The organism is Peptoniphilus sp. BV3C26, assembly GCF_000478985.1.
GTDB classification, from domain to species: Bacteria; Bacillota; Clostridia; order Tissierellales; family Peptoniphilaceae; genus Peptoniphilus_B; species Peptoniphilus_B koenoeneniae.
In genome coordinates, this window is the sequence record NZ_AWXB01000058.1 from 112702 (window position 1) to 126091 (window position 13390).

The 13390-nt window shown below is 32.6% G+C and carries 15 protein-coding genes; 6 read left to right on the top strand and 9 right to left on the bottom strand.

Annotation, left to right across the window (positions count from 1 at the left end):
- Positions 1-31 precede the first annotated feature (31 nt).
- Both HMPREF1253_RS07170 and HMPREF1253_RS07175 read left to right on the top strand, forming a co-directional pair.
- Positions 32-661 (top strand): bifunctional 2-keto-4-hydroxyglutarate aldolase/2-keto-3-deoxy-6-phosphogluconate aldolase, encoded by a 630-nt coding sequence (locus HMPREF1253_RS07170; protein ID WP_023056034.1) that lies wholly within the window; start codon positions 32-34, stop codon positions 659-661.
- Positions 654-1679 (top strand): sugar kinase, encoded by a 1026-nt coding sequence (locus tag HMPREF1253_RS07175; protein ID WP_023056030.1) that lies wholly within the window; start codon positions 654-656, stop codon positions 1677-1679. The genes HMPREF1253_RS07170 and HMPREF1253_RS07175 overlap by 8 nt, the downstream gene beginning before the upstream one ends.
- A gap of 123 nt (positions 1680-1802) precedes the next feature.
- Here the strand turns inward: HMPREF1253_RS07175 and HMPREF1253_RS07180 are convergent, their stop codons facing one another.
- Positions 1803-2756: an NAD(P)-dependent oxidoreductase gene (locus HMPREF1253_RS07180; RefSeq protein WP_023056098.1), complete on the bottom strand. Its 954-nt coding sequence runs from the start codon at positions 2754-2756 to the stop codon at positions 1803-1805.
- Positions 2757-3656, bottom strand: coding sequence for an alpha/beta fold hydrolase (locus HMPREF1253_RS07185; RefSeq protein ID WP_023056078.1), 900 nt, complete (start codon positions 3654-3656; stop codon positions 2757-2759).
- Positions 3657-3726: 70 nt separating this feature from the next.
- Here HMPREF1253_RS07185 and HMPREF1253_RS07190 point away from each other — a divergent pair, with 70 nt between their 5' ends.
- On the top strand, positions 3727-5301 hold the full coding sequence (locus HMPREF1253_RS07190) for an SH3 domain-containing protein (protein WP_023056047.1): 1575 nt from the start codon (positions 3727-3729) through the stop codon (positions 5299-5301).
- Entirely contained in the window at positions 5298-5552 is a 255-nt protein-coding gene (locus HMPREF1253_RS07195; RefSeq protein ID WP_023056119.1) for a hypothetical protein, read from the top strand. The genes HMPREF1253_RS07190 and HMPREF1253_RS07195 overlap by 4 nt, the downstream gene beginning before the upstream one ends.
- Positions 5553-5916: 364 nt before the next feature.
- Here the strand turns inward: HMPREF1253_RS07195 and HMPREF1253_RS07200 are convergent, their stop codons facing one another.
- Genes HMPREF1253_RS07200 through sdaAB form a run of 4 tightly spaced genes read right to left on the bottom strand, consistent with a single transcriptional unit; the run spans position 5917 to position 9114 of the window.
- Complete coding sequence (locus HMPREF1253_RS07200) at positions 5917-6309, bottom strand: hypothetical protein (RefSeq protein ID WP_023056089.1); 393 nt, start codon at positions 6307-6309, stop codon at positions 5917-5919.
- Between the two features lie 10 nt (positions 6310-6319).
- Complete coding sequence (locus tag HMPREF1253_RS07205; RefSeq protein ID WP_023056099.1) at positions 6320-7546, bottom strand: dicarboxylate/amino acid:cation symporter; 1227 nt, start codon at positions 7544-7546, stop codon at positions 6320-6322.
- A gap of 25 nt (positions 7547-7571) precedes the next feature.
- A complete protein-coding gene (gene sdaAA, locus HMPREF1253_RS07210; protein WP_023056067.1) occupies positions 7572-8447 on the bottom strand; it encodes an L-serine ammonia-lyase, iron-sulfur-dependent, subunit alpha in 876 nt (291 codons plus the stop codon).
- A gap of 1 nt (position 8448) precedes the next feature.
- Positions 8449-9114: an L-serine ammonia-lyase, iron-sulfur-dependent subunit beta gene (gene sdaAB, locus HMPREF1253_RS07215; RefSeq protein ID WP_023055994.1), complete on the bottom strand. Its 666-nt coding sequence runs from the start codon at positions 9112-9114 to the stop codon at positions 8449-8451.
- 225 nt (positions 9115-9339) lie between these two features.
- On the opposite strand from sdaAB, the gene HMPREF1253_RS07220 reads away from it, so the two are divergent.
- Positions 9340-10035, top strand: coding sequence for a gamma-glutamyl-gamma-aminobutyrate hydrolase family protein (locus HMPREF1253_RS07220; protein WP_023056035.1), 696 nt, complete (start codon positions 9340-9342; stop codon positions 10033-10035).
- Positions 10036-10113: 78 nt separating this feature from the next.
- Here the strand turns inward: HMPREF1253_RS07220 and HMPREF1253_RS07225 are convergent, their stop codons facing one another.
- The 3 genes from HMPREF1253_RS07225 to murI are packed head-to-tail and all read right to left on the bottom strand — an operon-like array spanning position 10114 to position 11646.
- Positions 10114-10632: a GNAT family N-acetyltransferase gene (locus HMPREF1253_RS07225; RefSeq protein WP_023056070.1), complete on the bottom strand. Its 519-nt coding sequence runs from the start codon at positions 10630-10632 to the stop codon at positions 10114-10116.
- On the bottom strand, positions 10629-10832 hold the full coding sequence (locus HMPREF1253_RS07230; RefSeq protein ID WP_023056054.1) for a heavy-metal-associated domain-containing protein: 204 nt from the start codon (positions 10830-10832) through the stop codon (positions 10629-10631). The genes HMPREF1253_RS07225 and HMPREF1253_RS07230 overlap by 4 nt, the downstream gene beginning before the upstream one ends.
- A 10-nt stretch (positions 10833-10842) precedes the next feature.
- The gene (gene murI / locus HMPREF1253_RS07235; RefSeq protein WP_023056064.1) at positions 10843-11646 is read right to left on the bottom strand and encodes a glutamate racemase; all 804 of its coding nucleotides are present in this window, start codon (positions 11644-11646) and stop codon (positions 10843-10845) included.
- Between the two features lie 179 nt (positions 11647-11825).
- On the opposite strand from murI, the gene HMPREF1253_RS07240 reads away from it, so the two are divergent.
- Complete coding sequence (locus tag HMPREF1253_RS07240) at positions 11826-13310, top strand: aldehyde dehydrogenase family protein (protein ID WP_023056009.1); 1485 nt, start codon at positions 11826-11828, stop codon at positions 13308-13310.
- The last annotated feature ends 80 nt before the right edge of the window (positions 13311-13390 follow it).

The following is a 13390-nucleotide window of genomic DNA, read 5'->3' on the forward strand; positions in this document are numbered from 1 at the left end:
GTTTTATATTATGAAACTTTTTGGAGGGAAAATGAATAAATTAGAAGTTTTAAAAAGAGTTCACGAACTAGGAATAGTAGCTGTAATTCGTGGAAAGAATAAAGAAGAAGCTTTAAATTATGCAAAAGCCTGTGTTGAAGGTGGAGTTGATATTCTTGAAGTTACTTTTACAGTTCCCGGCGCAATTGATGTACTTAAGGAATTAAATGAAGAAGTTAAGGATGCACTTTTAGGTGCAGGTACTGTTCTTGATCCAGTTACTGCAAGACTTGCAATAATGAACGGAGCAAATTTCATAGTGTCTCCTTCCTTTGATAAGGATGTTGCAAAAATGTGTAATCTTTACGGAGTTCCTTATATGCCAGGTTGTATGACTCCAACTGAAATGACTGAAGCCTTAAAATATGGCGTAGACATTATTAAAGTCTTCCCAGGTTCAGCTTTTGGTCCTTCATACTTCGGAGCAATCCACGGACCCCTACCTCATGTTAACCTTATGCCAACAGGTGGAGTTGACATTGACAATGTTGGAGAATGGATTAAAAAAGGTGCTTATGCTGTAGGTGTAGGTTCCAAACTTGTTAAAGGTAGTAAAGAAGAAATTATAGAAAAAGCAAGAAAATTTTTAAATAACATTAAGGAGGCTAAAAATAATGGCTAAAAAAGTTGTTACTTTAGGTGAAATAATGCTTAGACTTTGCACACCGGGCTTTGACAGATTTGTTCAAGCTGATAGTTTTGACGTTATCTATGGCGGTGGAGAAGCTAATGTTGCAGTAAGTCTTTCAAATTACGGTTTTGATGCTTATTATGTTACAAAACTTCCAAAGCATGAAATTGGACAAGCTGCTGTAAATGCTTTAAGAAGATACGGCGTTCATACAGATTACATTGCAAGAGGCGGAGACAGGGTTGGAATTTATTTTTCTGAAACAGGTGCTTCCATGAGGCCTTCAAAGGTAATCTATGATAGAGCAAACTCTGCAATTGCAGAAGCTGATGTAAGTGATTTTGATTTTGATGAAATTTTTAAAGATGCAAAATGGTTTCACTTCTCAGGAATCACTCCTGCAATAAGTAAAAAAGGTGCTGAAATTACAAAAGCTGCTGTAAAAGCTGCAAAAAAACATGGAGTTACAGTTTCTGTAGACTTAAATTACAGAGCAAAACTTTGGACTCCTGAAGAAGCACAAGAAGTTATGAGAGACCTTATGCAATACGTTGATGTTTGTATAGGAAACGAAGAAGATGCTTCTCTTTGCCTTGGATTTACACCAAAGGGACTTGATGTAACAAAGGGCAAACTTGATATAAAAGGTTACGAAGTAATCTTTAAAGAAATGATGGAAGAATTTGGCTTTAAATATGTAGTTTCAAGTTTAAGAGAATCTTATTCAGCATCAGATAACGGTTGGAGTGCTTGTATCTATGACGGAAAAGAATTTTACCACTCTAAGAAATATGATGTAAGAATTGTAGACAGAGTTGGTGGAGGAGATTCTTTTGCATCTGGAGTTATATGTGGACTTCTTGACGGTAAATCTACAAAAGATGCTCTTGAATTTGGAGTTGCTGCATCTGCATTAAAACACACAATAAGAGGCGACTTTAATATGGTTACAAGAGCTGAAGTTGAAAATCTTGTAGGTGGAGACGGCTCAGGGAGAGTTCAAAGATAAAAAAGAAATTAACAAAAATTTGATAAATATTTTCCAAAGGCCTGCAAATAATTTGCAGGTCTCCTTTTTATTAAAAAAGGGTTCAACTAAAACATAAGGCATTTTTAGTCGGACCCTTTAAAATTAATATCCCTTTTTAAAATTTACAATATTTATTAAATCTCTATTTTCAGAAAGAGCTTTTAAATTATATAAAATCCCCATCATTCTCCTGTCATTGTAATTTTCAGCATCATCGCTCATGTGAGGGCTTATATAAATGTTTTCAAGATCCCACAGAGGACTATTTTTATCAAGAGGCTCTATATTGGCAACATCAATGGCAGCAGCCTTTAATTTTTTTGACTTTAAATTTCTATAAAGAGCTTCTTCATCAATAATAGAACCCCTGGAAATATTAATTATGCTAGCTCCGTCTTTTAACTTTGAAATAAAATTCTCATCAATCATTTTATTAGTCTTAGGAGTGCCCGGTAAAGTTGACACAACAAAATCAAATTGGGATAAATCTTTATATAGATTTTCTTTAGAATAAACAAAGTCAAAATATTCAGCACCTTGTCCCCTTGTGTTGTAACCTGAAATTTCCATATCAAAAGCTTTAAGCCTTTTTGCAGCTTCATGAGCAATGGAGCCTGTACCTAAAATTAAAACTTTTTTATTATATAAAGTTCCCACATGATCATCAGGTCTTTTCCAAATTTTTTTCCTTTGATTATCAAGGATACTCCTATTTTCTTTTTGAATTTGCAAAATATTATAGACAATCCATTCCCCAATAGGCTCAGAATATGCCCCATGGTTGTTACATAAAATGATATTATTTTTTTCTATATAAGAAAGATTTAGGTAATCAAGCCCTACTGAATCTAAAAATATATACTTTAAATCTTTAAAATTATTTAAAAAATCCTTGGGCATGCTCTTATACTCAAGACCTAAGCAAAGGACCTGAGCATCAAGAGGAAGGTTGACCTTTAAAGAATCTTTTAACTTTGAAAAATAAACTTCATGCCCCATTTTTTCAATTTCTTCTTTATAAGAAAGAAATTTATCCCTTAAAAAAAGAACCTTCATTTAAAAACCTCCGTAAAAATCTTTTAAAGTCTTAACTAAATCATCATAGCAGTCAACAAAAATACAATGACCACTATCTTCAAAAACCTTGTACTTATTATTTTTTCCAAAATAATCTAAATTTTCAAACATTATCTCAAGAGGAACAACCAAATCATATTTGCCATGAAGGAAAAATAAGGGTACATCAGACTTGCCCTCATAGTCAAAGGATCTTACAGCCCCATTTACATCAGATAAGTTTTTTTGTTTAAGAGCCTGAGAAACAAAAAAATCAATAGTAGAAGAATCCGGCATGTGTCTGTTAAAAAGAACTCTTTTAAAAATATTTTCAATGCTTATTTTTCTAAGATCAGCCTCAACATCAAAAAAAGCCGACTTATATAAATTTTTCATTTCATTATAAGTATAAAGATAATCCCTATTTATATTTTTAATATAGTCATTGTAAGCCGAAAAAATATTAAAATTTAAAAAAGACTTATATAGATCACTCCCTAAATTATCATTGGTCTTTTTAAGACCCCTAATTCCCATGGAAGATAAAAAAACTCCGCTTTTTATTCTGTTTTTAATCTCCGGATTTTTAAGAAGCTCCATAAGAACTCCCCCTCCCAAAGACCAACCTATTAAATTAATTTTATCTAAATTAAGCTCTTTAATTAAAAGAGCCATGTCCTCAGAAAGATCATAAACGCTTTTTATTCTGTTTTTATAAGAACTTTCTCCAAATCCTCTTAAATCCGGTGCAATAAAATTTTTTCCAAGGCTCTTTCCAAGTTTTATCATGATCTCTTTAGAAGTCATATTTCCATGAATTAAAAAATTCACTTCTTTATCATCATTAAAGCAATAAGAAAAATAAGAAATTTTTTCTCCGTTTGAAAGATTTATTTCCATAAATCCCCGCCTCCTTGTGCAAATTGAAAATATATCCTATCTATATTATAATAACAAAAGGAGTGATTTTATGGAAATATTTCAAACACTTCCCACAGTGGTTAGACAAAATCCTGAAGAGAATTTTCAAATAGTAAGAGCAGACCTTGTCCTTGGAGACAAACTCTCTCTTGCCGTTGATATATTAAATATGTCCGAAGAAATCGGAACGGGAATAAACTTCGCCGTAAAATTTAAAGACCAGTTTGACAATCCTCTTTTTAACGGATTAGAATGGTCTTTTTCAGCTAGCGGATTTGAAGCTTTGCCCCATAAAATATATTACATAAAAACTTTTACTCTGGACTCCCGTTTTACAGAAGCAAGAGCTGTAGAAATCAGAATAGAAAAAGTTCAGCTTAAAAATTCAAAAATATATAAATACGACAAGGATTACGAGTACGAATTTATTCTTCCCGTTATAACAAGCCAAAAAATGGAAAAAATTAAAAGCACCCTGGGTCCTGAAATAAACACCTACGGAGAAAATACCATTTACGGTTGGAGATGTGTGTGCGGTGCTCTCAATGGAAAAGACGAAGAAGAATGTAAAAACTGCAAAAGAAACAAAAACTTTGTCCTTAACAATTTAACAGAGCCTCTTATAAATTTAAAAATGCTCAATCTTCTAACTCTTAATGAAAATGAAGATAAAGAAAAATTAAAATCAAGTTTAACTCAAACAACCCTTTCAAAAGTTGTTCCATCCCCCGAAGAAATTGAAGAAAAAAGGATAAATGAACCTAATCAAAATTATAGAAGAGAAAAAAGTTTAACCCTATTTTTTTCAAAACTTATAAAATTTTTATGGATAATCATATTAATTTTATCTCTATCTTTTGCAGGCTTAAAACTAGTCTTTAGATTTAATGATAAAGAACTTTTAACAAGTGGCATAAATTCCATAGAAGAAGGATCCTACGACAAGGCCCTTAAAGAATTTATGTCCATAAGAAATAAAAATCTTTCAAAAGAAAAAATAGATCAAGCAAGAGCCCTTATAAAAAGTGACCGTGCAAACAAAGAAGGAGATAACTTTATTATCTCCGGAGACTATTTAAATGCAGCAAAAAGTTTCAGAAAAGTAATAGAAGAAGACGGAAAAAATTATAAATCAGCCCAAGATAAAATTTTAGGCCTAGAAAAAATATTTTTAGACCGGGCAAAAAGAGAAGTCCAAGAAAACAATCCGGAAAAAGCAAAAAATACCCTTAGCTCATTTTTACAAGTAATACCCGAATCAGCAAAAGCAACAGCTCTTTTAGAAGAATTGAAGGGACAAAAAACTGAAAATTCTGGAAAAATTGACGAAAAAACAGAATCGGAAGAAGAAGATAAAACCAGGGCCGACCTTGTAAGCCAAGGACAAGCTTTATTAAACAGCTATCAAAAAGTTCTTTGGGACAATGCCAACCTAAGAAAGGGACCCAGCATAAACTCTGAAATAATTACAAGTTTATCAAAAGGAACAGACCTTTACATTAAAGACACAAAAATAGAAGGCAACAAAAGAATCTGGTGCCTGGTAGAAACAAAAAATGAAAAAACTGGTGAAAGTTTTGAAGGTTGGATCTCAAACAAAGTTATGGAGGCTGCAGAAAAATGATTTATTTAAAAGTCGAAGTATTTATTCCAAAAGAAAATGTGACAAGTCTTGTAAATAAATTAAACGAAAAAGGACTTCTTTTGGACGGCAACTATGATTATGTCTACTGCGAAAGCCTCGTAAGAGGACATTTCAGACCCCTTGAAGGAGCAAACCCAGCAGTGGGAAAAATCGGACAAGTCACAGACCAGGAAGAAATTAAACTGGAATTTAGAATAAAAAAAGAAAAAAAGAAGACGTGGACAAAATAATAAAATTAAATCACCCCTATGAATGTCCAGTAATAAATTATATACAATTAATTTAAATATTGGAAATAATAAAATTCATAAATTAAAATTTTAGAGGCTTATAAAAATAAGTCTCTTTTTTATTGTTTTTTTATTTAATTCACCTTCGCCGCCGGACCAATAGCAGATATTTGCAACCAAATCAAAGATTTGGGCAAATAGTTGCATGAGACCTACCACGATTTTTTTCAAAAATCGGGTTAGGGCTTCAAATTGGTCCCTACATTCGTTGGTAAATCTTTTTAAAAAATTTTTATAATGCTCTATGCAAATTTTTATCTACATGGCACAAAAAAATACCCGAGAGCTATGTCTCGGATATTTTTTATTTATAGCGATTTGCTGTGGATTTATAGCCGTTTGAATATAGGGCTTCCCTCAGCCAATTTTTTAATTCTCCTGTGGTTAAAAGTTGCCTATTTTTAAAGTTTTTCAACACGTCTTCCGTTACGATGTTTATGTCGTATTCGTTCATGGGGCATTCTGCAAATTCGCTGTTGCTTGCTATATCAAAAAACATTTTTTGTTTTGAAAATTTTTGTATATAGCCGTTTTTGTGAAGTACATATCTCTCACCGGGGTTATGAGTTTCTGATATTTGTTTTTCAAGTACTTCAAGCTCCACTTGTCTTAATAGTTTTACAATTTCATTTGTGTTTAATTTTTCCGTCTTTATTGTTTGATAAATATTCTCAGCAAGACGAGTTTTTAAATCCATTTTTTCTCCTTTAAATTAATGCTTGTTCGTCATCGAAGTTTTCTTCAGGGATAGGTCTTTTTACAATATGTTTGTAGTAGATTTTTTCTACTGCTATTGATATTGCGTTATCTCCTGTTACATTGGCTGCTGTTCCGAAGCTGTCTTGTGTTAGATAAAGAGAAATAAGAATTGTTGCCATTGGTGAGTCACTTGCTACTCCTACAAATGGTAGGAAGGGAAGTGCACTCATTACTGCTCCACCAGGTGCTCCTGGTGCTGCTACCATTGCTACTCCAAGTATTGCGATAAATTTTATAATCAGTCCGAATGAGTGGTCAAGACCGTACATTTCAAGAAGTGTATAGATACATGCTGTTAATGTGATCATTGATCCTGGTAGATGGACTGTTGCGCATAGTGGTATAACAAAGTCTCTTATTTGTTTTGTTACTCCGATTCTTCTGTTACATTCTACGTTTACAGGTATTGTTGCTGCTGATGATTGTGTTCCTATTGCTGTTAAGTATGCAGGTAATGCTTTTCTAAGAGATTTGAATGGATTCTTGCCTGCATATGAGCAGGATACGATAAACATAAGTGAAATGTATATAACGTGTAGTACTATTATGCAAAGGAATATCTTCCAGAATATTGAAAGTATTGCAAATACTGATCCTGAGTAGGACATGTTTGCAAAGTTACCCATTATAAAGAATGGAAGTAGTGGAATGATTACTCCTGAAAGTACCATTACTATGATTTCGTTAAATTCATTTATTAGTTTATAAAATCCTTCTCCTGATCCTTTTTGTCTAAGTATTGAAACGCAAAGTCCCATCATAAATGCAAGTACAAGGGCTGCGGTTACATCAATGATAGCTCCAAGGGGAATTTCAAATAGAGGTGCTATTGTCTTTTCACTTGCTGCTTGAATCTTTTCTACTAATTCTGGAGTTATGAAGTTATCAAAAACTACATTTGCCATTGTGTATGATAAACTACCTGCTATTAATGTTGAACAGTATGCTATTGCTACTGTTATACCAAGAAGCTTTCCAGCTCCTTCTGAAAGGTCTGCTATACCTTTTGTTACGAATGCAACAATCATTAATGGTATTATAAAGTTAAGGAACTTTCCAAAAAGTCCTGAAAGAGTTACAAGTATTTGTGTAACTGTTTCTGGTAGAAATCTACCGATTAAAATACCAAGGATTATTGCGATGATTAAACGTGGAATAAGTCCTAATTTTTTCATAGTGTCTCCTTTTTTCTAAGGGATTTTATTTTTCTCCTAAAAATTCCCTTCTAATAGATTGACCGGTTTTTGTTCCTGCTATTCCACCTAAGCCTGTTTCTCTTAAGCTTTCGTCTAATAAATGTCCGACGGAAGCCATGGCTTGAACTGTTTCTTCAAAAGGAACGATGGATTTAATTCCTGCAAGAGCCATATCTGCTGAAATAAAAGAATTCATAACTCCTGAGGCATTTCTAAAGGTGCAGGGATACTCAACTAAACCGGCAATCGGATCGCATACAAGTCCCATAACATTTATAAGACTTATGCTTGCTGCTTGAAGAGCTTGATCCGGAGTTCCTCCAAGCATTGCAGTTATTGCTGATGCTGCCATTGCTGACGCGCTTCCACATTCTGCTTGACAACCACCTTCTGCTCCGGCAAAGGTAGCATATTTTCCAATGATTTGACCGATACCGATCGATGTCAATAGCCCTTTTATCATAGTCTCATCATCGAAATTATATCTTTTTCTTGCGGATGTCATTGCAGCGGGCATTATCCCCGAAGATCCTGCCGTAGGTGCGGCAGCAATCTTGCCCATGGCTGCATTACATTCCGAAGTTGAAAAAGCCATAGCCATAGCTTCAATTAAAAAGTCCCCGACAATGGATTTGCCGGTTTTTTTATAGTCCATAAACTTTTTTGCGAAGCCATCTATCATCTTAAATCTTGTACTGTAAGATTTTTCTAAAGTATCATGAGCGGATTTGTCAAAAACATCAAGAACAACTTTTAATTTTTCTTTTATTTGTTCTTCGGTTTTTTTGGTATTTTTCATTTCAGATTCCAAAACCATTTGACCTATATCAATTTTATTTTCCTCACAATAATCAACAATGTCTTTATGAGTATTTAACATTTCACACCTCTACATACTTAGCTTCAAGAAACCTATCTTTGTTTATAATAGCATCCTTAATTTCATCAGTTAGATTTCTATCAATTTCAATTGTTAAAGTTACAATGTCTGTCAGTTTATCTTTAACGGTATTTATAGATTCAATATTGTATGAATTTTCTGAAAGTATTGAAGAAACATAAGCTATTACACCCTTTTGTTCATTGTATCTTAATAAAATTGTGGGAAATTCTCCTCTAAATTCCAGTTCAATTCCGTTTATGTTTACTATAATCATTGCACCACCACCAATAGATGAGCCGATTACAAATTCATCGTGGTCATCATAGTGAAAAACTATTTTTACACTGTTGGGGTGATATTTTTCACCTAAGTCAGTTTTTATAAATTTATATTTAACACCTTCTTCATCGGCAATTTCAAAACTATTTCTAATACGAGGATCATCAGTTTCAAATCCCATAACTCCTCCTACAAGAGCCCTGTCTGTACCATGACCCTTATAAGTGTGAGCAAAAGAACCATGTAAAAAGAAATCTACACTTTTCCAGCCCTTTGAAGATATTTTCATAGCTGTCTTGCCAATACGACAAGCACCGGCAGTATGTGAAGAACTTGGTCCAATCATAATAGGACCTAAAATATCAAAAGCACCGAATTCAGCCATTTTTACCTCCTATAAAATCAAAGATTTCCAAAAAAAATTTTTTATAGAAATCGTTAACATTAAAATTTTCTTTTTTTGAATTACATATATAATTTATACTAATCATTCAAATTTGTCAAAAACTTTTTGACAAAAAAATAACTATAATTATTAAAAACTTGAAAATTTTTTTATTATTTGATAGCATAAAACATTACTAATACTAAAAATATATGGAGTGATTGAATGAAACCTTTAATAGGACTTACCCCAACTTACACTGGCAAATATGAAAGCTATTTTCCTGTTACTCAATACTATAAAGCTATAATAGCTCTTGGAGGAGTTCCCCTTTTAATACCGATTTTGTCGGAAAGAGAACAAATGAAACCCCTAGTAGAAGCTCTTGATGGAATTGTTTTTTCAGGAGGCCACGACATTCAGCCTTCTTACTACAATGAAGAAGAAACAAAAGAGCTGGGTCTTGTTGTGCCTGAAAGAGATAAACTCGAATATTTGTTGTTTGATGAAATTATGAAAACAGATCTTCCCCTTTTGGGAATCTGCAGAGGTATGCAAATAATAAATGTATTTTTAGGTGGAAGCTTATATCAAGATATACCTACAAGTTTTCCGTCAGATATAAAACATAGTCAGGAAAAGCCTTTTCATAATGCTTGCCACTCAGTTACAATTACAGATGAAAAGTTTAAAAATCTCCTTGGAGAAAAAATAAAGGTAAACTCAAGACACCATCAAGGGATAAAAAAACTTGCGGATTCTTTAAGCCCCTTTGCCCAAAGTGACGATGGACTTATTGAAGGAGTTTACATGAAAAATAGAGATTTACTTGCTGTTCAATGGCATCCGGAATATCTCTTTAACAAAGACCCTGGCTCAGAAAAAATAATAAAATATTTTATAGACCTTTGTAAAAAATAAAAAACTTACCAATCTTTTCAGAAATATTGATTGATTTTTTAATTTTAAAAACCGGGCTGTTTTTCCAGCCCGGTTTTTTTATAGTTCTATTAAATATCGTCTTGTTAAAAATTTTTCTCCATCTATATTGTTTTCTATTTTGTCTTTTAGTTTTCCTTTATTGTTTTCTATTACTCCTATGGAGCCTAAATTCTTATCATTACATGTTAGCAAAACTTCTTTTAAGCCGATTTTTTTTGCTTTTTCAAGGCAAAGGCTGAGCATTTGTGTCCCATGGCCTTTTTTCCTATATTTTGTATTTATTGCATAGCCTATATTGCCTCCGAATTTTTTTAAATTTTCCGTAAGCTCATGCCTTAAAGCAATTATTCCTATTAAATTATCCTCTTCATCCACCATTAAATAGACATCTGCTCTTACATAGGATTTGGGTAAATCTTTGCCCTTTGCAAATTTTTCTATTTCTTCAAGCCACTTATTAAATTCTTTTTCATCGTCTAAATTTTCATTGTGTAAATAAAGTTTTTCTCCTTGAAAATTTACAAAAAATTCTTGAAGCTTTTCTCTATACTTTTTTTCTGGCCTTACTAACTTCATTTTATTTTAGCTTTATAGCCTGCTTCTTCTACTGCTTTTACTAATTTTTCGTCTTCTAAGTTTTCTCCTTTTACTTTTGCTTGTTTTTTAAAGAGAGAAACTTTTACTTCTTCTACTCCTTCTATTCCCTCTAGAGCTTTTTCTACTTTTGCCTTACAATGTTCACAAGTCATTCCTTGAACTTCTAATATTTTTTCCATTTTTTTCCTCCTAATTTATAATTTCTATTTGTATTTTATTTGCAAATTCTTGCCCAAATAATTTTCCTACCATTTCTCTTAGCTGGCTGTCTTCTCCACTGGTTAAAAACTTTATATTTTTATTTTTTTCAATGATATTTCTTGATTTTAAAAAGTCTTTCATTGACTTTGCCGTTTCTAAGGCAGGATCTATTAAGTTAATTTTTTCACCTTCTTTTTTATTTTTCAGATATTCTTTTATTTTTCCTAGAGCTAAGGGAAAGTGGGTGCAGCCTAATATAAGAGTGTCGTAGTCAAAATCTTCCAATTGATCTAAGTATTTTTTTATTATTTCCTCAACTTTTTTATCATCTACATGACCCATTTCTATTGCCGTTACCAAATCTGGACAGGCTAGGGCTCTTATCTCGAAAGATGGATCAAGTTTTTTAAGTTGGTCTTGATAAACTTGCCCTTCTACTGTTGCTTTTGTTGCTATAAGGGCAATTTTTTTATTTTTACTATTTTTAAAGCCTTCCATTACTCCTGATGAAACTACTCCTAAAATTGGAAAATTAAATTTTGTTTTAAGATAGGCTTCACTATATGTAGTTGCAGTATTGCAGGCTATTATAGAGGCTTTTACTTTATTTTTTTCAAAAATTTTAAAAGATTCATAGCTTAATTTTCTAATTTGCTCTGGACTTTTTTCTCCATAGGGAAGGTTTTTCGCATCGCAATAATATATATAATTTTCTTCTGGAAGTAGGTCTATCATGGCTTTTAACACTGTAAGCCCTCCTACTCCTGAGTCGAATATTCCTATTCCGTTCATTTTTATCACCTTTTTATTTATACCCTTAAGGAATTTTTTTACCTAGTTTTTTTGCTTTCCTTTATATAATTGTTTATTTTATTTAAAAAGATTAATAAAGTTTTTTAGGGTAAATAATTAATGCAGTTAATTGAATTTAATTTTTAATGTTATAAAAAATTTATGAAAGGATGATGATTATGAATAGAAATGAACTTAAGTTGGATAAAAAATATAAACTTTTTATTAATGGTAAATGGCAAGATGCTTCAAATGGAGAAACTTTTAAGTCCTATTGTCCTGCCGACGGAGAATTTTTAGCTGAAATTGCTCAAGCTTCTAAGGAAGATGTGGATGAGGCTGTAAGGGCAGGTAAAGAAGCTTTTAAGTCTTGGAAAAAGACTTCTCCAAAAGAAAGAGCAAGGATTTTAAATAAAATTGCAGATATTATTGACGAAAATAGAGAATTTCTTGCTATGGTTGAAACTGTTGATAACGGAAAGCCTATTAGAGAAACTATGTCTGTGGATATTCCTCTTGCTGCTCAACATTTCAGATATTTTGCTGGAGCTATTCTCTCTGATGAAGGTTCTTTAAATAAAATGGATGAAAATACCCTTTCTCTTGTTATGAGAGAACCTCTTGGTCTTGTAGGGCAAATTATTCCTTGGAATTTTCCATTTTTAATGGCTGCATGGAAGCTTGCTCCTGTTTTAGCTGCTGGTGATTGTACAGTTATTAAACCTTCTTCATCAACTTCTCTTTCTCTTCTTGAACTTATAAAATTAATTGGAGATATTGTTCCTGCAGGTGTTATTAATTTAATTACAGGCTCTGGTTCAAAAGCAGGCCAATATATTTTAGATCACCCTGGTTTTGCTAAATTTGCTTTTACAGGTTCTACTGATGTAGGCTACAATGTTGCAAAGGCTGCTGCTGATAAACTTATTCCTGCAACTCTTGAACTTGGCGGTAAAAGTGCAAATATATTTTTTGATGATTGCGATATGGATATTGCTCTTGAAGGAGCTTTGACAGGTATTTTGTTCAATCAAGGTCAAGTTTGTTGTGCTGGTTCAAGAATTTTCGTTCAAGAAAGTTTTTACGATGACTTTGTTGGAAAATTGAAAGAAAAATTTAACAAGGTAAAAGTTGGCCTTCCTTGGCTTCCTGATACTCAATTGGGAGCTCAAATAAATGAAGGTCAAATGAAAAAAGTTTTAGGTTATATTAAAATAGGTGTGGAAGAAGGTGCCACTCTCTGTACAGGAGGAGAGGCTCCACAAGATTCTCTTTTAAAAAATGGATGTTATACCCTTCCTACACTTTTAACTGACGTTACAAACGACATGAGAGTTGCCAGAGAAGAAATTTTTGGTCCTGTTGCCGTTGTAATTAAATTTAAAGATGAGGATGACCTTATTGAAATGGCAAATGATTCTGAATATGGCCTTGGCGGAGGCGTATTTACTAAAAATATAAATCGTGCTCTTAGGGTTGCAGAGGCTCTTGAAACTGGAAGAGTTTGGGTAAATCACTACAACTCTATCCCTGAAGGAGCTCCCTTCGGAGGTTACAAGAAAAGCGGTATAGGTCGTGAAACTCACAAAATGATTTTAGATGCCTATTCTCAAGTAAAAAATATTATTATAAATATTTCCGATAAACCTACAGGTTTATATTAATTTAAAAATTTTTCTCCTTTTTAAATAAAATAAAAAATCGGCTTATGTAAAAATAAAGTCGATTTTTATTTTAAATTAAA